Raw genomic sequence first — 20,502 nt, 5'->3', positions numbered from 1 at the left:
ATGGGCGCCAAGGTTAGGTTCCGGACTTGATCTTGGTCCAACTCCGGGTGATCAGGCGCTGCACCGAACGGGGATGGGCTTCCTGCACATACAGCCGTTCCAGCACCGCCTGGGGGGGATAGACTGACTCATCATCACGCACCTGCTTGTCCATATACTCGCCCGCCTTGGTATTGGGGTTCGCATATCCCACGTAGTCGCTCACCTTGGCGATCACCTGGGGGTCGAGTATGTAGTTGATCAGGGCATGGGCCTCTTTGACATTGGTGGCGTCCGAGGGGATCGCCATCATGTCGAACCAGAGGTTGCCACCCTCCTTCGGAATGCTGTAGGCGATGTCGATCCCCTTGCCAGCCTCCTTGGCCCTGGCCGCCGCCTGCAAGATGTCACCGGAGAAGCCCGCGGCCACGCAGATGTCGCCGTTGGCGAGATCGCCGATGTACTTGGAGGAGTGGAAGTAGGCCACATAGGGACGCACCTTGAGCAGCTGCGCTTCGGCCCGCTTGATGTCCGCCGGCTCATGGCTGTTGGGGTTGAGTCCCAGATAGTTGAGCGCCGCCGGGATCATCTCGTCCGCAGAGTCGAGGAAGGCCACCCCGCAACTGGAGAGCTTCTTCATGTTTTCCGGCTCGAAGATGGTCGCCCAGGAGTCGATCTTGTCGACCCCCAGCACGGCTTTCACCTTCTCGACGTTGTAGCCGATACCGTTGGTGCCCCACAGGTAGGGCACGGCGTACTGGTGACCCGGATCCACCTTGTCGAGCTGCTTGAGCAGCAAGGGATCCAGATTGACCATGTTGGGCAGCAGGGCGGGATCCAGCTTCTGGAAGGCCCCCGCCTTGATCTGTTTGGCCAGGAAATTGTTGGAGGGCACGACCAGATCGTAACCGGTACGGCCGGTCAGCAGCTTGCCTTCCAGCGTCTCGTTGGAGTCAAACACGTCGTAGACGGTCTTGATCCCGGTTTTCTGCTGGAAGTCGCTGAGGGTGGTCTCGCCGATATAGTCGGACCAGTTGTAAAAATGAACCACAGGGGCTGCCTGGGCCAGATTTGCAAACCCCAGGGTCAGGGCCAGCGTCGCTATCTTGGTCGTGTGCACTTGTTCAGTCCTCTCGTTGTGTGATTTATCCGTCGCGCATCCTTACGCGCCGTCCATCCTAATCGGGTGGCTCACAGCCCTCCCGGCCGAACTGCGGACCGGGAGGGGTATTCGTCACTTACTTACCCGATTTGATCTTGGTCCAGCTGCGGGTCATCAGACGCTGTACCTTGGCCGGCAGCGCCGGGAAGGTGTAGATCTTCGCCAGGGTTTCACCGGACGGGTAGACCCCCGGGTCAGAGCTGATGGCCTTGTCGACCAGCTGGGTCGATGCGCTATTGCCATTGGGTGCATGAATCTGGTTGGTGATGTTGGCGATCACCTCAGGCTTCATGAGGTAGTTCAGGAACACATGGGCCTCTTCCACGTTCTTCGCATCCGCCGGAATGGCCAGCATGTCGAAGAAGCTGCCTGCCCCCTCTTTCGGGATCACATAGGTCAGATTGACGCCGTTCTTGGCCTCGATCGCCCGGGCCTTGGACTGTTGCAGGTCCATGGAGTACCCGACGGCCACGCAGATGTTGCCGTTGGCCAGATCCGAAATGTACTTGGAGGAGTGGAAATAGGCGGTATAGGGACGGATGGAGAGGAACAGCTCCTCAGCCTTCTTCAGCTCGTCCGGCTTCTGGCTGTTCGGATCGAAGCCCAGATATTTCAGGGCGGCCGGCAGCATTTCGGTCGGTGAGTCGAGGAAGGAGACACCGCACTCCTTCAACTTGGCCATGTTTTCCGGCTTGAACACCAGATCCCAGGAGTCCAGCGGCGCGTCCGCCCCCAACACCGCCTTTACCTTGTCGATGTTGTAGGCGTAGCCGATGGTGCCCCACAGATAAGGCGCCGAGTACTGGTTACCCGGATCGCTCGGCTCGAGCGCCTTCAGCAAGGCGGTATCCAGGTTTTTCCAGTTGGAGATTTTGGACTTGTCCAGCTTCTGGAAGACGCCCGCCTGGATCTGCTTGGCCAGGAAGGAGTTCGACGGCACCACGATGTCATAGCCCGAACTGCCTGCCAGCAACTTGGCTTCCAGCACCTCGTTGCTGTCGAACACGTCATAGACCACCTTGATGCCCGTCTCTTTCTGGAAATCTTCCAGGGTGTTCGGCGCGATGTAATCGCTCCAGTTATAGACGTGCAGCACCTTGTCCTCGGCCATCGCCCCGGAACTCATCATGACCAGCGCCACGGAAGCAGCCATCATTCCCTTTTTAAAAGACATAGTCCTTGTCTCCTAAGCAAATTGTATGCGTAAGCCAATCTGCCCGGTTGCAGCCTATTCCCGCAGCTTTGCCGCTGTCAGATCCAGACTGATCCTGGCCAGTTTGACCAATTCATCCACCTGTTCCTCGGTGATCACCAAGGGGGGCGATATGATCATGGTATCGCCGACCGCCCTCATCACCAAGCCATTGTTAAAGCAGAACTCCCGACAGGTCATCCCGGCTTGAAGCTCGGCCGGGAAACGGCGTTTCGTCTGTTTGTCCTGCACTATTTCCAGCGCGGCGACCAGACCCTTGCCCCGGGTTTCCCCCACCAGCGGGTGATCGGCCAGCTCGCTCCAGCGGCGCTGCAAATAGGGGCCGATGTTATCATGAACGCGCTTAACTATGCTCTCACTTTGCATAAGCTGGATGTTGGCGATGGCCACGGCGCAGGCCACGGGATGGCCGGAGTAGGTGAAGCCGTGATTGAACTCGCCCCCCTCTTCCACCAGCACCCTGGCGACCCTGTCCCCCACCATCACGGCCCCCATCGGCAGGTAGCCGGAGGTGATGCCCTTGGCCAGGCACATGAGATCCGGCTTGATGCCGAAACCTTCGCTCGCAAACCAGTGGCCGGTGCGCCCGAAGCCGCAGATGACCTCGTCGGCGATGAGCAGGATGCCGTACTTGTCGCAGATGCGCTGGATCTCGGGCCAGTAGCTGGCAGGAGGGATGATGACGCCGCCGGCCCCCTGGATGGGTTCGCCGATGAAGGCGGCCACCTTGTCCACCCCCAGCTCCAGAATTTTCTGTTCGAGTTGGCCGGCGCGCTCCAGTCCGAACTCGTGGGCGCTCATCCCCTGCCCCTCACCGAAGTGATAGGGCTGATCGATGTGGACTATGCCCGGAATGGGCAGGCCGCCCTGGGCGTGCATGCCCTTCATGCCGCCGAGGCTGGCGCCGGCCACGGTGGAACCGTGGTAGGCGTTGTGGCGGCTGATGATCACCTGCTTGTCCGGTTGCCCCTTGCTGGCCCAGTAGTGGCGCACCATGCGCAGCACGGTGTCGTTGCACTCGGAGCCCGAGCCGGTGAAAAAGACGTGGTTGAGGTGGGCCGGAGCCACCTCAGCCAGCAGGGTCGCGAGCTCGGCTGCGGGTGGGTGGCTGGTCTGGAAGAAGAGGTTGTAGTAGGGCAGTTGCTGCATCTGCCGGGTGGCGGCATCCACCAGCTCCTGACGGCCGTAGCCCATGTTGACGCACCACAGGCCCGCCATCCCGTCCAGGATGCGCTTGCCGTCGGAATCTTCCAGATAGACGCCCTCGGCCTTGGTGATGATGCGGCTGCCCTTCTTGTTCAGGGCCTTAAAATCGGTAAAGGGGTGCAGATGGTGGCTGGCATCCAGTTGTTGCCACTCACGGGTACTGTGCTGCATTGCTTGCTCCTCGGTTCCTTCGATTTAAGCGATGTTCTTTATGAAGTTCTTTATGAATCAATGAGGTGATCAGCAAGGCACGGGCGAACTGCTGCACTGGCTGCACCTCGGTTCCATCATTCTGAAGCGAAATATTGTTGTGCTGCCGTGACGGGGTGAGCCCTGTCACGACGACAGCCTCGGCGGCTGCTTGTTGACGAGGGAAGCCGGCGCCGGCTTCCCTCGAAGCAGGGTCACACGTTCAGCAGCAGGAATTCCCGTTCCCAGCGGCTGATCACCCCGAAGTAGGTCTCGTACTCCTTGCGCTTGACCGCGACGAAGGCGCGGATGAAACGCTCGCCCAGCATGTCCTTGATGGGCTCACACTGCTCCAGATGGCTCAGCGACTCCTCCAGTGAACGGGGCAGGCTGTAGGGCAGATCATAGGCGCTCGCCTTCATCTCCTGCATGGGCTCCAGCTTCTCCAGCATGCCGAGGTAGCCGCAGGCCAGGGTCGCCGCCAGGGCCAAATAGGGATTGGCGTCGGCGCCGGCGAAGCGGTTCTCCACCCGCCGAGCGCTCGGATCGGAGAAGGGCACCCGCAGGCCGCAGGTCCGGTTCTCTACCCCCCACTGGACGTTGCGCGGCGCGCTCTCGCCGAAGGTGAGGCGACGGTAGGAGTTGACGTTTGGCGCCAGCAGCGCGGTCACCGCCGGGGTGTACTTCTGCAGACCGGCGATGAAGTGCATGAAGAGGGCGGAGTTGCCCCCTTCGCTGGTGCCGAACAGGTTGTGACCGTCCATGTCCTCCAGGCTCTGGTGGATGTGCATGGCGGAGCCCGGCTCGTCGCTCATGGGCTTGGCCATAAAGGTGGCATAGATGCCGTGTCTGTGGGCCGCTTCCCGCATGGTGCGCTTGAACAGGAACACCTGGTCCGCCAGATCGATGGCGTCGCCGTGCAGGAAGTTGATCTCCATCTGGGCGGCACCGGACTCGTGGATCAGGGTGTCCACCTCCAGCTCCTGGGCCTCGCAGTAGTCGTACATGTCCTCGAAGATGGGATCGAACTCGTTGACCGCATCGATGCTGAAGGACTGGCGCGCCGTCTCGGGGCGGCCGTTGCGGCCCACCGGCGGCACCAGGGGGTAGTCGGGGTCTTCGTTGCGCTTGACCAGATAGAATTCGAGCTCTGGCGCCACCACCGGCTTCCAGCCCTGCTTCTCGTAAAATGACAGGACCCGGCGCAGCACGGAGCGCGGCGCTATATCGATGAGCTTGCCATTGATGTCGAAACAGTCGTGGATCACCTGAGCGGTCGGCTCGAGGGCCCAGGGCACGAAACGAATGGTGTTGGGATCGGGGTAGAGCTGCATGTCCCGCTCCAGCGGGTCTATCATGCTGTCGTCATCCGGATACTCGCCGGTCACCGTCTGGGTGAAGATGACCTCGGGTAGCCGCATGCCCCCTTCGCGCAGGAATTTGTTGGCTGGGATGATCTTGCCTCGGGCATTGCCGGTGAAATCCGGAAACAAACACTCCACCTCAGTGATGCGATTGCTCTCCATCCAGCCCTTGATACTGTCCATGTTAAACCCCGACTCTACGGTTGCCATTGGCAAGGGTGTCTAATATAAGGAACACCCTTGTTAAGAAAATGTAATCAGCACCACCATAAAAGCCCGCGACAACGCCCCTTGTCAAGCGGTGGTGTTTAAAAAACTATAAACAACGGCCTATATAATGACCACGCCGACACCAAATACTAAACACCTTGTATCACGATCAGCCCACTGCAAAGGGGATGCCAACGACCGCTATTCCGGCGCGGGTTCTCAGTCATACCTTGTCAGATGAGGACCATTTCTTTGCAAGGGCGCACAATCCTTATCCGATGTGCTTTGCATGCCTGCATTTTTTTGGTACAAGGCCCGCCCTGATTTGCACTCTCCTGCATGGATTTGGTGCAAATCGGGATACAAGGGCTTGGTCTGCAGGCAGACAGCCCCCATAAATGGGAAAAATTGGGAAACTGACTGGTAGAAAACCATATGTGTGATTTCATGACTGAAGACCAACTGACCTTCTACAAGGGTCAGATCGAGCGCCAAATCATCGAGCTCGAGGAGCGTCTCAACTCTCAAGCCAGCCAGGCCATCGCCACCGATACCAACGAGATGGCCGATGAGATCGACCGTGCCAGCATCGAGGAGGCCCGCCGTCTGGAGCTGAACCGCATCGAGCACGACAAGCTGCACCTGCGCAAACTGAAAGGGGCGTTGAAACGCATCAACGAAGGGGACTTTGGCTACTGCGAGTCCTGCGGTGACGAGATCTCTCTCAAGCGGTTGCAGGCCCGTCCTGAATCCCGCTTCTGCGTCGAGTGTCAGAGCACCAAGGAATTCAACGATACCCACGTGTTCCGCCGGGTCGCCTGACTCGGCCTGACGCCGCCCGGCGCATCGGGATGCGGGCGGCACCACCGGCTCACTCACGGCAGCACAGCCAGAGCATGGCAAGTTCTGTTAGACTCCGGGCAAGTCTTGGAATCTAACAGGAGCGCAGAGAGTGAAATGGCTCATCAGGCTGTGTTTGTGCCTGCCACTGCTGGCACAAGCACAGACTCTCACCGTCAAGGTCCCCAGCCGACCGATCAACCACCTCGATAACGAATATCAGCTCAAGTTGCTGGAGCTGGCGCTCACCCGTGCCGGTCAGCCGTTCAAGCTGGAACAGGTCGAGCTCAACCTCAACCAGTTCAGCCTGCAGCAGGAGCTCAGCAAGGGCAAGAACATCAATGTGTACTGGATGGGGACGTCCAGCGCCCTCGAATCCTCCCTCATCCCTGTGCCGATCCCGCTGTTCCGTGGCCTGGAAGGGCTGCGACTCTCCTTCATCCACGCCGATGCCCAGGAGAAGTTCAACCAGGTCAACGGCCTCACCGACCTCAAGAAGCTGAAGGCGGCGCAAGGTGTCGGCTGGGCCGACAACAAGATCCTGGAGCTGGCAGGCATCCCCACCTATGCCGGCCGCTACAGCAACCTGTTCCGCATCATCAACGACGGCGACAAGCTCGACTTCTTCCCCCGCAATGTGGTGGAGATCTTCGCCGAGCGCGCCGAGCTGAGCGCCCGGTATCCCAACCTCGCCATCGAGCAGCATCTGCTGCTGCGCTACCCCTTCGCGGAGTTCTTCTTCGTCAGTCCCGAATACCCCAAGCTGGCCAAGGCGATCCAGACCGGGCTAGAGCGCGCCTACGCCGACGGCAGCTTCATACGGTTCTTCCGCGAGAATCCCAAGATCCGCGAGGCCCTGGCCAGCGCCAATCTGGATGGCCGCCTCACCATCCCCCTGACCAACCCGGACATGACCCCCCTGCTCAGGAGCATCCCGGCCCAATATTGGGATTACCCGCCCCAGCAAGGGCAGTAACATTCCAGCCCCCCTGTTGGGAGCATCCCCCGGCAAGGGCAGTAGCATTCCGGCACCCTTGCTGGGACTATCCGCCGGTGCAGGAGGCGCAGCCCGCCCCCTGAGGGCGCAAGCCGCCCCCTCGATGACCCGGCCGAGAGGCACACCGTCAGGCAAGCGAGCCGTCCGGGATGGACGGCAAACCGGTTTCACCCACAGCACCAGGGAGGTGCCATGAAACGACTCGAACAATGGTTCAGCGACTACGGCCAGAGCCACCGCCACCCGGTCAACATCGCCATCCACAAGGTGGCGGTGCCCGGCATCTATCTGTGCGGGCTGGCCCTGCTCTGGTGCCTGCCCAATGGACCTCTGCCATCAAGCATCAACTGGGCCATGGTGGCGGCCGTGCCCGTGCTGCTGTTCTACCTGCGCCTCTCGCCCCCCCTGTGCCTCGGCATGACGGTGCTCACCGGCCTCGGCCTGCTGGCCTGCCAGTGGTGGCAGGGGCCTCTTCTGCTGCCGGCGCTCATCGGCTTCGTGCTACTCTGGGTCGCCCAGTTTGTCGGCCACCGGATCGAGGGCAAACGCCCCTCCTTCCTCGCCGACCTGCAATTTCTGCTGATCGGCCCCGCCTGGGTGCTGGCCAGCCTCTATCGTCGCTTGGGCCTCCCTTACTGAGGCCAGGAGAAACCCCATGTCCTACTCACGCCCCCTGCCCCTGTTGCTGACCGCCCTGCTCGCCGCGCCCGCCCTCGCGGACAAGGCCGATCCCATCGGCGAGGTGAGCACCGCCTTCAAGCTGGTCGGGCCGAATCACAAGATAGTGATAGAGGCGTTCGACGATCCCAAGATCGCCGGCATCGCCTGTTATCTGGCACGCCCCAAGACCGGCGGCGTCAAGGGCGGGCTCGGGCTGGCGGAGGATCCCTCCCACGCATCCCTCTCCTGCCACCAGACGGGCCCGATCACCCTGCCCGCCAAGCTGAAGGCCGGGGAGGAGGTGTTCGACGTCAACACGTCCCTGGTGTTCAAGGAGCAGAAAGTGGTGCGTTTTTACGACGAGAAGCGCAATGCCTTGGTTTATCTGACTTACAGCACCAAATTGGTGGATGGTTCTTATAAAAGCGCCGTCAGCGCGGTTCCCATCATGCCCTGGGGTTAATTCCCCACCATTTATCCCGTGATGAAGGCCGGCGGTTGTTGTAATTTAACCACATCGATATCTGCGGAGAGCGCACCATGAAAGTCGCCGTTTTCAGTACCAAGAGCTATGACAAGGAACACTTCACTCAAGCCAACAGCCAGTACGGGTTCGAACTGGAGTTCTTCGACGTGCGGCTGGAGGCCAAGACCGCCCGTCTCGCCCATCAGTTCCCCGTGGTCTGCCTGTTCGTCAACGACGATGCCGACCGGGAGGTGCTGACCGAGCTGGCCGCCAACGGCACCAAGGTGATCGCCCTGCGCTGTGCCGGTTACAACAACGTGGATCTGGTCGCCGCCAAGGAGCTGGGGCTCAAGGTGGTACGAGTCCCCGCCTACTCCCCGGAGGCGGTGGCCGAGCACGCGGTGGGGCTGATGATGACCCTCAACCGCCGCATCCATAAGGCCTATCAGCGCACCCGTGACGCCAACTTCTCCCTGGAAGGGCTGGTGGGCTTCAACATGCACGGCCGCACCGCCGGCATCATAGGCACCGGCAAGATCGGCATCGCCACCCTGCGTATCCTCAAGGGCTTCGGCATGCGCCTGCTGGTGAGCGACCCCTATCCGAACCAGGCGGCCATCGATCTCGGCGCCGAGTACGTGGATCTCGACACCCTGTTCCGCCAGTCCGACGTCATCAGCCTGCACTGCCCCCTGTTCAAGGAGAACTACCACCTGTTGAACAAGGAGGCGTTCGCCAAGATGAAGGACGGTGTGATGATCATCAACACCAGCCGTGGCGGCCTGCTCGACTCCAACGCCGCCATCGAGGCCCTCAAGACCGCCCGCATCGGCGCCCTGGGGCTGGACGTCTACGAGGAAGAAGAAGATCTCTTCTTCGAGGACAAGTCCAACGAGGTGATCACCGACGACGTGTTCCGCCGCCTCTCCGCCTGCCACAACGTGCTGTTCACCGGTCACCAGGCCTTCCTGACCCGGGAGGCGCTGCACGCCATCGCCGACACCACCCTCAGCAACATCCAGGCCATCGAGCGCCAGGGCCACAGCGACAACGAAGTGGAATAAAGCGCCCGCCATTCAGCCACGCCGGGTTGTGAGACCCGGCGCCTTCGGGTAGGCTACCAGCCCTTTTTTGAACAGGAGCCTGGCCGCCTATGTTTATCGGATTTGATTACGGTACCTCCAACTGCGCCGTCGCCGTGATGGAACAAGGCAGCCCCCGGCTGCTGACCCTGTCAGGCTCCCGCTACCTCCCCTCCACCCTGCACGCCCCCCACAGGGACGCCATCGCCGGCCTGCTGGCGGAGCGGCTGACACCTGCCCGGCAGAGCGAATACCTCAAGCTGCGCGGCCCCGTGGTGCCCCGTGCCCAGGCGGTGCGTCGCCAGATGCGCGAAGAAGGCTTGATCGACGAGCTCAGCTTCGGCAATGCTGCCCTCGAGCGCTATCTGGAGGAGCCGGACGACGGCTACTACATCAAGTCGCCGAAATCCTTCCTCGGTGCCTATGGCCTCAAGGCCCCCCAGATCGCCCTGTTCGAGGACATCGTCTGCGCCATGATGCTGCAGGTGCGCGAGGAGGCGGAGCAGCAGCTCGGCCAGCCGGTGCGCGGCGCCGTCATCGGTCGTCCGGTCAACTTCCAGGGGCTGGCGGGAGAGGAGAGCAACCGCCAGGCCATCGCCATCCTGACCGAAGCGGCTCGCCTCGCCGGCTTCGAGCAGGTGGAGTTCCTGTATGAACCCGTGGCGGCCGGCTTCGAATTCGAGGCACGCCTGACCGAGGATGCCGTGGTGCTGGTGGTGGACATCGGCGGCGGCACCACGGACTGCTCCATGCTGCGCATGGGCCCGAGCCACCGAGATCAGCTGGATCGCGGCGGCGACCTGCTCAGCCACAGCGGTCAGCGCATCGGCGGCAACGACTTCGACATCCGGCTGACGGTGGAGGGCATGATGCCGCTGCTCGGCATGCACGAGACCCTCAAGACCGGCAAGCCCCTGCCCCACCCTCTGTTCTGGGATGCGGCCGCCATCAACGACGTCAGCGCCCAGAGCCGCTTCTACAGCCTGGACACAGCGCGCCAGCTGCAGGATCTGCAGCTCGACAGCCAGCCCGGCAGCAAGCTCGCCCGCCTCGCGAGCCTGCGGGCCCACAAGCTGAGCCACCAGCTGGTGTGGCGCGCCGAACAGGGCAAGATCGCCCTCTCCGACCACGAACTCAACCAGCAATCCCTGAGCGAGCTGGAGAAGGGGCTGGCGGCCGAGCTCAACCGCGGCCAGTTGGCCTCCGCCTCGGCCCCCCTGCTGGAGAAGATAGGCGAATTGATGGATGAGGCCATCACCGCCGCCGGCGTGCAGCCGGATCGGGTCTTCATCACAGGCGGCAGCGCCAAGTCTCCCCTCATCAAAGACTTCATCCGCCAGAAGCTCCCCGCCATCCCGCTGGAAGGGGGAGATGACTTCGGCTCTGTGGCCTCGGGTCTCGCCCGTTACGCCGAGCGTTTGTTCGCCGGCGCATAAGCAGCAGTCTGAGGACAAAGGGGCCACATTGTGGCCCCTTTTTGCGGACGGTGAGCCTCGGCCGGGGCAGGTGTTGCCATTTACCGACACCCCTCCCAGCCAAAGGGCGACAGAAGCGGTCGGTGCCCCCCCTGTCCGCCCTGCCCCGGGGCCCCGGGTGAAGGTATGCTTGTCACTCCCACCACCGGAGCCCTGCAATGCCCAGAATGTTGTTACTCCTGCTCGCCCTGCTTCTGCTCAGCGCCTGCAGCAGTACGCCTCGATTCGCCCAGCAAGACTTGCAGCACCACCACTGGGTGCTCGACAAGCTGGATGGCCAACCCGTGGCCAACGGCCCGGACAACCGCCCCGATATCGAGATTGGCGAACACTTCACCGTCAACGGCATCGCCGGTTGCAACCGCTATTTCGGCCAGGGCAACCTCGAGGGGAACAGATTCTGGGTCAGCAGCCTGGGCAGCACCGCCATGGCCTGCCAGCCGCAGCTCGATCTGGTCGAGCAGGCTGTCCTCGCCACCCTGATGGAAGGGGCTACCCTGAGCGGCGACACGGAGACGCTGATCTTGAAGGGAAAACGGCACCGTTTGGAATACAAGCTGCGGGACTGGGTGTTCTAGGAGCGTCCCAGGCTCACGAAATCTGCACCCTCACAGGAACAACTGACCAGGCTGTGGCACAATATGAGGCACTGTTCGCAATGGAGGCTGCCTCAGCCATGTCGATGGATCGCCTGTTTGACAAGATCAAACAACTGCCCACAATCCCCAAGCTGCTGCACGAGCTAATGCAGAGCTTCAGCGACGAGAATGCCCGCATCGACGAGATCGCGGCCAAGATCGCCATGGACCAGGTGATCAGCGTCAAGGTGCTGCGCATGGCCAACTCGGCCGCCCTGCGCCGGGGCAATGAGGTCACCTCCATCGAACAGGCGGTGATCCGGCTCGGCTTCAACCGGTTGCGTTCCGTGGTGGTCGCCTCCGGCATCATCAGCAGCTTCAAGGCCCCCCCCAGCTTCGACAAACACCATTTCTGGACCCAGACCTTCCAGGTCGCCACCATAGCCCGCACCCTGGCCCAGCAGACCAAGGTCGTGGATGCGGAGACCGCCTTCACCTGCGCCCTCATCCACAACATCGGCGAGCTTTTGATCCAGAGCACCTTGCCGGAAGAGGCCGAGCTCATCAGCCTGGCCATCGAGAAGGGCAGCAGCCGGGTCGAGGCCCAGCGGGAGATGCTGGGCTACGACTACGCCCAGCTCGGCGCCGAACTGGCGCGGCGCTGGAACCTGTCGGAATCCTTCGTCGATGCCATCGCCCAGCAGTTGGATCCCCTCTCCTATCAGCCGGTCAGCAAGGAGGCCGTGCTGATCCGGCTCGCCGTCTTCGTCTCCTTCGCCTGGCATGCCGGGGTGCCGGCCCAGGCCATCATCAGCCGCTTCCCCAAGCCGCTGGCCAATGAGCTGGGACTGGATCCCGCCACCCTGGCGGATCAGCTCGAACAGCTCCATGAACAGGGCAACGCCCTGGCCGATCTGCTGACCCAGTAGACTCACGCCCGGTCGACCAGAGCGGACAGGGGCCTTGTCCCATTCCGGCCGACCGGCACACACAAGATCACAAACGGGGTAATATCCCCCTGGCCAACCTTTGACGCAGTAGAGACCATGACCCATCCCTTCCTGTTTCATCCCCAGGTGGCACCCTGGTTCAAAGAGAGTGCCGACACCCTGCAGCTCACCCTGTTCAGCGAGCTGGACGCCCCCATCCGGGAGGTTTGGCTGCGCCACGAGCCGGACAACGAAGAGTACCTGCTGGCCATGCGCCCGGTCTCGACCCGTGACAGGCTGCAGGTGTGGCAGGTCGAGCTGCCCCTCCTCAGGGGCCAGGAGACCCACCTCTACTGCTTCAAGTGCATCACCGACGAGGCGCAATGGTGGCTGCACGGGGCCGGCGTCAGTGCCGCCATGCCGCCACGGGAACAGCATTTCCGCTTCAACAGCCGCCATCAGCCGCCGACCTGGGTGCAGGATCAGGTGTTCTACCAGATCTTCCCCGACCGCTTCTGCAACGGCGACCCATCCCTGAGCGTGCGTCACCACGAATACGAATACAGGGGCAAGGCCGTCATCAGCAAGGCCTGGGGTGAGCCGGTCAGCCGCCACGACGAGGGGCACGGTGCCTGCGAGTTCTACGGCGGGGATCTGGCGGGGATCGACGCCAAGCTGCACTACCTGCAATCCCTCGGCATCACGGCGCTCTACCTCAACCCCATCTTCGACTCGCCGAGCAACCACAAGTACGACACCCAGGACTACTTCAAGGTGGACGCCCACCTTGGCACCAACGAGCAGTTCGCCGAGCTGACCCGCAACCTGCACCAGCGCGGCATGAAGATCATCCTGGACGCCGTGGTCAACCACACCTCCACCGAGCACCCCTGGTTCTGCCCGCCGCTCGGCGCCCAGCAGAATCCGGACTCCCCCTGGCGCAGCTTCTACACCTTCGATAAAGAAGGGGATTATGTCAGCTGGAAGGGCATCCGCAGTTTGCCCAAGCTGGATTTCTCCAGCGAGCAGGTGCAAGACGCCGTCTATCGCGCCGATAACGCCATCCTGCGCTACTGGATGCGGGCTCCCTACCAGATAGACGGCTGGCGCTTCGACGTCATCCACATGCTGGGGGAGCGCGGCTCGGCCATCGGCAACAGCGGCCATGTGCGCGCCATTCGCGGTGCCGTGAAGCAGGAGAACCCGGACGCCTACGTGCTCGGCGAACACTTCTTCGAGGCGAGCCAGTGGCTGCAGGGGGATCAGGAGGACGGCGCCATGAACTACTACGGCTTCGCCCACCCCATCCGCGCCTTCCTGGCGGGACAGGACATCGCCTACCACCCCATCAAGATCAGCGCCGAGGAGCTGGACCGCTGGCTCAAGCTGGCGCGGGCCCATATCCCGTTCAAGAACCAGCTGGCCCAGTTCAACCTGCTGGACAGCCACGACACCGCTCGCTTCCTGCACCTGCTGGGGGAGGACAAGCAGCGCATGCGCCTCGCCGCCACCCTGCTCATCACCTATATCGGCGTGCCCTCCATCTACTACGGCGACGAGGTGGGGCTCTCCGGCGGCAACGATCCGGACTGCCGCCGCTGCTTCCCCTGGGAAACCACGGACTGGGATCACGTGCTGCACGATCACTACCGCCGCCTGATCCAGTTGCGCCGCCAGCGCCCGGCCCTGCGCCGGGGGGACATCCAGACCCTCTACGCCGGCCCCCACAGCTATGTGTTCGCCCGCACCCTGCAAAGCGATCAGGTGGTGGTGGCCTGCAACCGCCACCCTACGGAGCCGCGCACCATCAGCCTGCCCCTGTGGCAGACCGCGAGCCCCGCCAGCCGCTTCACCGACGCCTTCAATGGCGACAAGTTCGAGGTGGTGCAGGGGGAGGTGCAGCTCACCATACCGGCCAATTCGGCCAGGGTGCTGTTGTCGAGCTGAGGGGCGCGACCATAAAAAACCGGAGCCTCAAGCTCCGGTTTTTCTTGTGCATCTTAGATCGACCCTATGGCAGACCCCTTGGCGTCAGTAGTTGATGCTGACATAGGGCACTTCCGGCACGTCCCAGTGCAGCTTGAGGAAGACGGTCAGCACGAAGAAGAAGTTCGCCAGCAGGTTCGCGAAGCGGTAGAGGATGGGATCGAAGCACACCCCGCTCTCCTCGAGACGCACCAGCAGCCGCACCACCTTCTTGCTGCCGCAGCGGCACAGGTGCAAGGTGGGGATGGGCTGGGGCCCCTGGGGCAGCACGAAGCCGGTCACCCGGCCGCGACTCGCCTCGTTGTAGTGGTCATAGCGCCCCTTCAGCCAGTCCAGGTCTTCCTCGAAGATGCCGAGCCGGCCACGCACCGAGCCGTTCAGGTTGTAGATGAGCCGCTGCAGGGTCGCCAGATCCGCCACCATCTCGCGGGTCTCGGCCTCGGCGGGCAGCGCGGCGAGCACGGCCCCCACCTGGCAGCAGAGCTCGTCGGTGGCGATCTCGTAGTCGCACTGGAACTGGGTCTCGAAGATGAAGGGGTAGCAGAGCTCGCGCTTGTCTCTTGGCTTCTTGGGGTTCATGGCCGCATCTGGTCAGGGAAAAGGGCAGTGTGCCAGCCCGGCCATTGTCTAGCAAACAGGGCTGGCAAACCGCTCAAGTCATGGTTTGGCGTCAGACCTGGCCGAGCAGGCGCGCGGCCTCCAGCATCCGCTGGTTGAAGCCCATAAAGCCGGCACCCTGTCCATCGGTCTGGCCCCGTGCCGCCAGCACCGCGGGGGTGAGAGCCTGCTGTTGGGATTCCGGCAGCAGGGCATCGGCCTGCAGCTGCCACTGGCCGAGCCTCGGCAGGTAGTCCGCCAGGGGCTTGAGGCTCTCCTGCAAAGAGTGGGCCCCCTGATAGGTCTGACTGAGGCGGGCCGACTGCTTGAGCTTGAGGGAGTAGGACGCCAGCTGGCTGTCATCCAGCGGCAAGCCGCTCAGCTTGTCCGCCAGGGTCTGGCCGTCTGCGCCGAAGAACTTGCCCGCCAGTTCGTCCAGCCCCTTCACCAGCCGGCCCATGGCCTCTATCTCGTCGCCGTCGAGCTCCCCTTCGAGGGAAAAATCGAAGCCCTGGCTCGACTTCAGGCTGAGCTGACTCCCCCCTTCCCCGCTCTGGGACTTGAACTGCCAGCTGTCGCTGAAGCGCAGTATCACCTTGTCACCGTCCCGCGTCTCGATCTCCAGGGCCCCCTGACGGCGGCTCGCCATCTCGGCATCCCCGAGTTCGGTGGGGGAGAGCTGGCCGAAGAACTCCTTCTCGAAGGACTCCAGCCCCTCCTGAATCAGCTTGTAGCTCTGATCCATGCCGGTCTTGATGTCCTCGTTGTCCGCCCAGCTGCCGAGCTGCTCCCTGGCGCCGCCGAAGCCCATGTCCACCCCCTTGCGGGCTTGGGCCATCATCTCGGCCAGATCCTCGTCGCTCTTGCCGTCCGCCCGCGCCGCCCCCAGCCGCCCGGTGACGAACTGCAGCACGTTGTCCGCCACCGACTGGTAGTCGAACAGGGTCTCCGGGGTGATCGCCTCCGGTGGCTCCAGTTTGAACTCCTGGCTCTTGGGGGCCTGATAGTGCTGGCCGTTGATCTTCAGGGCGAACTGCAACGCCTGCTCAATCAGCCGCTGAGCCCATTTCGGCGGCTGGTTGAGGGAGACTTGATCCCCCTCCTCCGCCGGTCTGCTCTGGGTTGTCTGAGCTGCCTTGGGGGAGGTGCCCACTCCCTTGGGTTGGGTCGCGCCCACGCCATCGATCTGCATCATTCTTCCTCCCGCCAATAGTGGTGGATCGGTTATCGGCCCGACTGGATACTTCTTGACCATAAAAACTTGGAGAATCTGCGGCCGCCTCTTACAATCTTGCCCCTTTGGTTGGCCAAGGCCTTCCCCCGGTTTTCACCCGGCTTTGCCCGGCGCATGCGAGGTATCCATGACTCAATCCCAGCGAACTCCTGCTGACTACCAGGCCCAGCTCGACGAGAAGAGCGTCCGTCTCACCGGATTGTTCGCAGGCTTCAACCCGCCGGCCCTGGAAGTGCATGCCTCCCCCGCCGAGCACTACCGGATGCGTGCCGAGTTTCGCATCTGGCACGAGGGGGATGACCTCTTCCACTGCATGTATGCCCCGGCCACCAAGGAGATCATCCGGGTCGACCAGTTCCCCACCGCCAGCCTGCTCATCAACCACCTGATGCCGGTACTCGTCGAGGGGCTGCGCCCGCACCCGGTGCTGCGCAAGAAGCTGTTCCAGATCGACTACCTCTCCACCCAGTCCGGCCAGATCTGCGTCAGCCTGCTCTACCACCGCAAGCTGGAAGCCGAGTGGCAGCAGGCCGCCGAGGCCCTGCAGGCCGACCTGCGGGCCCTGGGCTTCGATCTGCGACTGATCGGCCGCGCCCACAAGCAGAAGATCTGTCTGGGGGAGGAGTTCGTCATCGAGCGGTTGAATGTGCAGGGGCGCGAGCTGGTTTACAAGCAGGTGGAGAACAGCTTCACCCAGCCCAATGCCGCCATAAACGAACAGATGCTGGGTTGGGCGCTGGACGTGACTCGGGGCAGCGAGGGGGATCTGCTGGAGCTCTACTGCGGCAACGGCAACTTCTCCATCGCCCTGGCCCGGAACTTCCGCAAGGTGCTGGCCACCGAGATCGCCAAGCCGAGCGTGGACTCCGCCCAGTTCAACATCGCCGCGAACGGTGTGGATAACCTCATCATACTGCGCATGTCCGCCGAGGAGTTCACCCTGGCCATGCGCGGCGAGCGGGAGTTCAACCGCCTCAAGGGGGTGGAGCTCAAGAGCTACCAGTGCAACACCATCTTCGTGGATCCCCCCCGCGCCGGGCTGGACGATGCGACCGTCAAACTGGTGCAGGAGTACGACAACATCCTCTACATCTCCTGCAACCCTGAGACCCTGCAGGCCAACATGGCGGTGCTCGGCGAGACTCACGAGATCGCCCGCTTCGCCCTGTTCGACCAGTTCCCCTGGACCCACCATATGGAGGCCGGGGTCTATCTGAAACGCAAGGCGAGTTAACACCTTCCCCTCATCCCCAGCCCTTCTCCCGCTAGGGGAGAAGGGCGCCAAGGGCTTCGAGCCAGGGTGGGAATACCGCCGACAAGCTCGCCAGCATAACGACAGGGCCCTTGGGCCCTGTCCGATTATTTAACCCTGTGCATGTGGCAACGGGAGCCGTTATGCTGGCGGCACGCGCATTCGCGCCATTGCCGGGGTGCCACGCCACCATGCCACGCGTTCTCTTTGTTGAAGATGATCCCGAAATAGGCCAGCTCATCAGCGGCTGGCTCGGTCGCCATGATATGGAAGTCCTGCTGGAGACCCGGGGGGACAGGGCGCTGGCCCGCATCGAGGCGGAGCAGCCGGATCTGGTGCTGCTGGACATCATGCTGCCGGGTCAGGATGGCCTCTCCCTGTGCCGGGATCTGCGCCCACGCTTCGCCGGCCCCATCGTCATGCTCACCTCCCTCGATAGCGACATGAACCAGATCCTGAGCCTGGAGCTCGGTGCCAACGACTACATCCTCAAGACCACGCCGCCCCCCGTGCTGCTGGCCCGGCTGCGGGTCCAGTTCCGCCAGCAGGGCCAAGCACCACAATCGGCCCCTGCCAGCCCGCCCCCCCAGCGCCTACAATTTGGCCGCTTGCAGATCGATGGCCCGGCACGGGACGTGCGCCTCGAGGGCCACAGCATCCCCCTCTCCACCGCCGACTTCGATCTCTTGTGGGAGCTCGCCTGCCATGCCGGTCAGATCCTGGGGCGGGAGGCGCTGTTTCGCAGCCTGCGGGGCCGTGACTACGACGGCCAGGATCGCAGCATGGACGTGGCCATCTCCCGCCTGCGCCGCAAGCTGGGGGACGATCCCAACAACCCCAGCCGGATCAAGACGGTACGCCAGAAGGGTTATCTGCTGGTACCCCAGGCCTGGGAGTAAATGTGCATTCGCCCACCTGCATGTAGGCATCCCGGGCGACGACCCCGGCAACCTCAGCCGGACCGAGACGCTGCGTCAGAAGGGTTATCTGCCGGTGCCCCAGGCCAGGGAGTAGACAGGCAACGGGTCTTTAGATACCACGCAGGCCAGGAGGTCAGCATAGAAAGTAAGGATGCCGTCATCGATCCATCGCCAGAGGAAGAGACCCCATGCGTCGCCTGTTTATCCAGTTCTACCTCCTGCTGATCGGCTGCTTCGGCCTCGCCATCCTGCTGATCGGCCTGGTCTATCAGGTCAGCGCCGAGCGGGCGGGGGATCGCTATCTGGAGCACATGATGCAAGGCTCCCTCGGCCTGCTCACCGGCGAGCTGGCGCGGCTACCGCCTGAACGCTGGCCCGCCCGCATGGGAGAGCAGAGCCGTCAGCTCAACCTGCCGCTGCAGGCCGGGACCCTCACCAGCCAGCCCCTGGCCCGCGAAGATCAGGCCTTCCTCGAGGCGGGCAACATCGTCATCGTCGAGGAGGACGACACCTTCCTGCAGCGCATCTCGGGCACGGATCAGGTGCTGATCGTCGGCCCCGTCCCCTATCTCTCCTACCTGCACGAGCTGCACTGGGTGGACGTGGGGCTGCTGCTGCTCATCGGCCTCTCCCTCGGCCTGCCTATCCTGCTCTGGCTGAGACCCCACTGGCGCGGCCTGCAACAGCTGGAGCAGACCGCCCGCCGGGTCGGCGACGGGGATCTCTCCAGCCGCACCGGCCTGCCCGCCAGCAGCAGCCTCGCCAGGGTCGGTCGCACCTTCGATCAGATGGCGGAGCAACTTCAGGCCATGCTGGCGAGCCGCAAACAGCTGACGGACGCCATCGCCCACGAGCTGCGTACCCCCCTGGTGCGGCTGAGATACCGGCTCGCCATGCTGGAGCCCCAGCCGGGCGAGGCCGACAGGCAGGGGCTTGAACGGGATCTCGGCGTGCTGGATGCCCTCATCGAGGAGATGCTCACCTATGCGCGCCTCGATCGCCCCGAGCTGCCCCTGCAGTGCAGCGATCTGGAGCTGGGTGGCTGGGCGGCGGAGCACCTGGCCGACTGGCAGGCGCTGCGGCCGGAGAAGCAGCTCGAGTTCGTTCCCCCCGCCAGCCCCCTACCCTGGCGCGGGGATGCCCGCCTGCTGGCCCGGGCCCTGGAGAACCTCATCGGCAACGCCCTGCGTCACGCCGTCAGTCGGGTGACCCTGTGCATGGAACAACAGCAGGAACAGTATCTGCTGACGGTGAGCGACGACGGCCCCGGCATAGATCCGGCGCTGGCCCCCCAGATCTTCGAGCCCTTCGTGCGCCTCGACCAGAGCCGGGACAGACGCACCGGCGGGGCCGGGCTCGGGCTCGCCATAGTGCGCAGTATAGCCCGCCACCACGGCGGCGAGGTGCAGCTCCTGCCCAGCGAAACGGGGGCCCGCTTCTGCCTGGCCCTGCCCGTACATTTGGATACAAGCCGTCACCAGCCACTCACTGAAGCCGGGGCCGAGTCCCCCTAGGATGAAGCCATGGAGAAACGCTCCATGTCATCAACCCGAATGAGGAACTGGAATATGAACAAGCTGATCCCCCTGAGCCTGGCCGCTGTCTTCGCCCTGACCTCCGGCTTCACCATGGCTGCCACCCCGACCAAGGCCGCCGCCCCCAAGGCCACCCAGACCAAGGTCGTGAAGAAGCATCACAAGAGCACCAAGGCGCCTGCCGTCAAGGTGGCCCCCAAGACCAAATAACGGTCGCACAAGCTCCCAGGAAGGGGTCCGTCAGGACCCCTTCTTCTTTTGGTTTCTCCGCCCGCTGGTGTCGTACATCCGGATACAAACCGTCACCAGCCGCTCACGGAAGCGCTTCCTGCCTTGCCTTAGGATGAAGTCATGGAGAAACGCTCCATAACATCCAACGAGGTAGTGAATATGAACAAGCTGATCCCACTGAGCCTTGCCGCCGTCTTCGCCCTGACCTCCGGCTTCACCATGGCCGCCACCCCGACCCAGGCTGCCGCCCCCCACGCCACCCAGACCAAGGTGGTGAAGAAACACCACAAGGCGACCCACACCAAGGCCGCCCCCAGCGCCAAGAAGGCCACTCCCAAGAGCGCCTGATCTCATCAGCAACCGCCAATGAAAAGGGGCCCCATTGCGGGGCCCCTTC

General features: G+C 63.1%; 20 protein-coding genes. 14 read left to right on the top strand and 6 right to left on the bottom strand.

Features of this window, described 5'->3' with window-relative positions; genetic code table 11:
• Positions 1-13: 13 nt before the first annotated feature.
• The 4 genes from ACRCYW_RS18315 to ACRCYW_RS18300 all read right to left on the bottom strand — a co-directional run bounded on the left by ACRCYW_RS18315 (position 14) and on the right by ACRCYW_RS18300 (position 5,296).
• On the bottom strand, positions 14-1,099 hold the full coding sequence (locus ACRCYW_RS18315) for a polyamine ABC transporter substrate-binding protein (protein ID WP_438551446.1): 1,086 nt from the start codon (positions 1,097-1,099) through the stop codon (positions 14-16).
• Between the two features lie 118 nt (positions 1,100-1,217).
• On the bottom strand, positions 1,218-2,315 hold the full coding sequence (locus ACRCYW_RS18310) for an extracellular solute-binding protein (RefSeq protein WP_438551445.1): 1,098 nt from the start codon (positions 2,313-2,315) through the stop codon (positions 1,218-1,220).
• Positions 2,316-2,369: 54 nt separating this feature from the next.
• Positions 2,370-3,731: an aspartate aminotransferase family protein gene (locus ACRCYW_RS18305; RefSeq protein WP_438551444.1), complete on the bottom strand. Its 1,362-nt coding sequence runs from the start codon at positions 3,729-3,731 to the stop codon at positions 2,370-2,372.
• A gap of 233 nt (positions 3,732-3,964) precedes the next feature.
• On the bottom strand, positions 3,965-5,296 hold the full coding sequence (locus tag ACRCYW_RS18300) for a glutamine synthetase family protein (RefSeq protein WP_438551443.1): 1,332 nt from the start codon (positions 5,294-5,296) through the stop codon (positions 3,965-3,967).
• Positions 5,297-5,758: 462 nt separating this feature from the next.
• Here ACRCYW_RS18300 and ACRCYW_RS18295 point away from each other — a divergent pair, with 462 nt between their 5' ends.
• The 9 genes from ACRCYW_RS18295 (at position 5,759) to malZ (ending at position 14,297) form a co-directional block, all read left to right on the top strand.
• Positions 5,759-6,145 carry a TraR/DksA family transcriptional regulator gene (locus ACRCYW_RS18295; RefSeq protein ID WP_438551442.1) on the top strand — a complete coding sequence of 129 codons (387 nt, stop codon included), beginning with the start codon at positions 5,759-5,761 and terminating at the stop codon, positions 6,143-6,145.
• A gap of 130 nt (positions 6,146-6,275) precedes the next feature.
• Positions 6,276-7,139, top strand: a complete 864-nt coding sequence (locus ACRCYW_RS18290; RefSeq protein ID WP_438551441.1) for a hypothetical protein — start codon at positions 6,276-6,278, stop codon at positions 7,137-7,139.
• Between the two features lie 213 nt (positions 7,140-7,352).
• Entirely contained in the window at positions 7,353-7,799 is a 447-nt protein-coding gene (locus ACRCYW_RS18285) for a DUF962 domain-containing protein (RefSeq protein ID WP_438551440.1), read from the top strand.
• Positions 7,800-7,815: 16 nt separating this feature from the next.
• Positions 7,816-8,283 carry a CreA family protein gene (locus ACRCYW_RS18280; RefSeq protein WP_438551439.1) on the top strand — a complete coding sequence of 156 codons (468 nt, stop codon included), beginning with the start codon at positions 7,816-7,818 and terminating at the stop codon, positions 8,281-8,283.
• A 77-nt stretch (positions 8,284-8,360) separates the two neighbouring features.
• Positions 8,361-9,350, top strand: coding sequence for a 2-hydroxyacid dehydrogenase (locus tag ACRCYW_RS18275; protein ID WP_438551438.1), 990 nt, complete (start codon positions 8,361-8,363; stop codon positions 9,348-9,350).
• Positions 9,351-9,439: 89 nt separating this feature from the next.
• A complete protein-coding gene (gene yegD / locus ACRCYW_RS18270) occupies positions 9,440-10,804 on the top strand; it encodes a molecular chaperone (RefSeq protein ID WP_438551437.1) in 1,365 nt (454 codons plus the stop codon).
• 197 nt (positions 10,805-11,001) lie between these two features.
• The gene (locus ACRCYW_RS18265; protein ID WP_438551436.1) at positions 11,002-11,421 is read left to right on the top strand and encodes an META domain-containing protein; all 420 of its coding nucleotides are present in this window, start codon (positions 11,002-11,004) and stop codon (positions 11,419-11,421) included.
• Positions 11,422-11,501: 80 nt separating this feature from the next.
• Positions 11,502-12,350, top strand: coding sequence for an HDOD domain-containing protein (locus ACRCYW_RS18260; RefSeq protein ID WP_438551435.1), 849 nt, complete (start codon positions 11,502-11,504; stop codon positions 12,348-12,350).
• Between the two features lie 117 nt (positions 12,351-12,467).
• Complete coding sequence (gene malZ, locus ACRCYW_RS18255) at positions 12,468-14,297, top strand: maltodextrin glucosidase (protein ID WP_438551434.1); 1,830 nt, start codon at positions 12,468-12,470, stop codon at positions 14,295-14,297.
• Positions 14,298-14,381: 84 nt separating this feature from the next.
• Here the strand turns inward: malZ and ACRCYW_RS18250 are convergent, their stop codons facing one another.
• The gene (locus ACRCYW_RS18250) at positions 14,382-14,915 is read right to left on the bottom strand and encodes an ATP--cob(I)alamin adenosyltransferase (RefSeq protein WP_438551433.1); all 534 of its coding nucleotides are present in this window, start codon (positions 14,913-14,915) and stop codon (positions 14,382-14,384) included.
• Between the two features lie 91 nt (positions 14,916-15,006).
• Complete coding sequence (locus tag ACRCYW_RS18245; RefSeq protein ID WP_438551508.1) at positions 15,007-16,125, bottom strand: DUF5610 domain-containing protein; 1,119 nt, start codon at positions 16,123-16,125, stop codon at positions 15,007-15,009.
• A gap of 169 nt (positions 16,126-16,294) precedes the next feature.
• Between ACRCYW_RS18245 and trmA the strand changes: the two genes are divergently transcribed.
• The 5 genes from trmA to ACRCYW_RS18220 all read left to right on the top strand — a co-directional run bounded on the left by trmA (position 16,295) and on the right by ACRCYW_RS18220 (position 20,453).
• Positions 16,295-17,401 carry a tRNA (uridine(54)-C5)-methyltransferase TrmA gene (gene trmA / locus ACRCYW_RS18240; protein ID WP_438551432.1) on the top strand — a complete coding sequence of 369 codons (1,107 nt, stop codon included), beginning with the start codon at positions 16,295-16,297 and terminating at the stop codon, positions 17,399-17,401.
• 209 nt (positions 17,402-17,610) lie between these two features.
• Positions 17,611-18,318, top strand: coding sequence for a two-component system response regulator RstA (gene rstA / locus ACRCYW_RS18235; RefSeq protein ID WP_438551431.1), 708 nt, complete (start codon positions 17,611-17,613; stop codon positions 18,316-18,318).
• A 209-nt stretch (positions 18,319-18,527) separates the two neighbouring features.
• Positions 18,528-19,853: a two-component system sensor histidine kinase RstB gene (gene rstB, locus ACRCYW_RS18230; RefSeq protein ID WP_438551430.1), complete on the top strand. Its 1,326-nt coding sequence runs from the start codon at positions 18,528-18,530 to the stop codon at positions 19,851-19,853.
• 54 nt (positions 19,854-19,907) lie between these two features.
• Positions 19,908-20,084 (top strand): hypothetical protein, encoded by a 177-nt coding sequence (locus ACRCYW_RS18225; RefSeq protein WP_438551429.1) that lies wholly within the window; start codon positions 19,908-19,910, stop codon positions 20,082-20,084.
• Positions 20,085-20,264: 180 nt separating this feature from the next.
• Complete coding sequence (locus ACRCYW_RS18220; protein ID WP_438551428.1) at positions 20,265-20,453, top strand: hypothetical protein; 189 nt, start codon at positions 20,265-20,267, stop codon at positions 20,451-20,453.
• Positions 20,454-20,502 lie beyond the last annotated feature (49 nt).

It is taken from the genome of Aeromonas sp., assembly GCF_051657805.1.
Classification (GTDB): Bacteria; Pseudomonadota; Gammaproteobacteria; order Enterobacterales; family Aeromonadaceae; genus Aeromonas.
Note: the sequence above shows the minus strand (reverse complement) of the source record. Positions and strands in the feature narration are given on the sequence as shown.

Bases quoted from the DNA above. Each gene is read 5' to 3' on its own strand.
- ACRCYW_RS18310 (WP_438551445.1), bottom strand. From the start codon at position 2,315: ATGTCTTTTAAAAAGGGAATGATGGCTGCTTCCGTGGCGCTGGTCATG.
- ACRCYW_RS18305 (WP_438551444.1), bottom strand. From the start codon at position 3,731: ATGCAGCACAGTACCCGTGAGTGGCAACAACTGGATGCCAGCCACCAT.
- ACRCYW_RS18300 (WP_438551443.1), bottom strand. From the start codon at position 5,296: ATGGACAGTATCAAGGGCTGGATGGAGAGCAATCGCATCACTGAGGTG.
- ACRCYW_RS18295 (WP_438551442.1), top strand. From the start codon at position 5,759: ATGTGTGATTTCATGACTGAAGACCAACTGACCTTCTACAAGGGTCAG.
- ACRCYW_RS18285 (WP_438551440.1), top strand. From the start codon at position 7,353: ATGAAACGACTCGAACAATGGTTCAGCGACTACGGCCAGAGCCACCGC.
- ACRCYW_RS18280 (WP_438551439.1), top strand. From the start codon at position 7,816: ATGTCCTACTCACGCCCCCTGCCCCTGTTGCTGACCGCCCTGCTCGCC.
- ACRCYW_RS18275 (WP_438551438.1), top strand. From the start codon at position 8,361: ATGAAAGTCGCCGTTTTCAGTACCAAGAGCTATGACAAGGAACACTTC.
- yegD (WP_438551437.1), top strand. From the start codon at position 9,440: ATGTTTATCGGATTTGATTACGGTACCTCCAACTGCGCCGTCGCCGTG.
- ACRCYW_RS18265 (WP_438551436.1), top strand. From the start codon at position 11,002: ATGCCCAGAATGTTGTTACTCCTGCTCGCCCTGCTTCTGCTCAGCGCC.
- ACRCYW_RS18260 (WP_438551435.1), top strand. From the start codon at position 11,502: ATGGAGGCTGCCTCAGCCATGTCGATGGATCGCCTGTTTGACAAGATC.
- malZ (WP_438551434.1), top strand. From the start codon at position 12,468: ATGACCCATCCCTTCCTGTTTCATCCCCAGGTGGCACCCTGGTTCAAA.
- ACRCYW_RS18250 (WP_438551433.1), bottom strand. From the start codon at position 14,915: ATGAACCCCAAGAAGCCAAGAGACAAGCGCGAGCTCTGCTACCCCTTC.
- ACRCYW_RS18245 (WP_438551508.1), bottom strand. From the start codon at position 16,125: ATGCAGATCGATGGCGTGGGCGCGACCCAACCCAAGGGAGTGGGCACC.
- trmA (WP_438551432.1), top strand. From the start codon at position 16,295: ATGACTCAATCCCAGCGAACTCCTGCTGACTACCAGGCCCAGCTCGAC.
- rstA (WP_438551431.1), top strand. From the start codon at position 17,611: ATGCCACGCGTTCTCTTTGTTGAAGATGATCCCGAAATAGGCCAGCTC.
- rstB (WP_438551430.1), top strand. From the start codon at position 18,528: ATGCGTCGCCTGTTTATCCAGTTCTACCTCCTGCTGATCGGCTGCTTC.
- ACRCYW_RS18225 (WP_438551429.1), top strand. From the start codon at position 19,908: ATGAACAAGCTGATCCCCCTGAGCCTGGCCGCTGTCTTCGCCCTGACC.
- ACRCYW_RS18220 (WP_438551428.1), top strand. From the start codon at position 20,265: ATGAACAAGCTGATCCCACTGAGCCTTGCCGCCGTCTTCGCCCTGACC.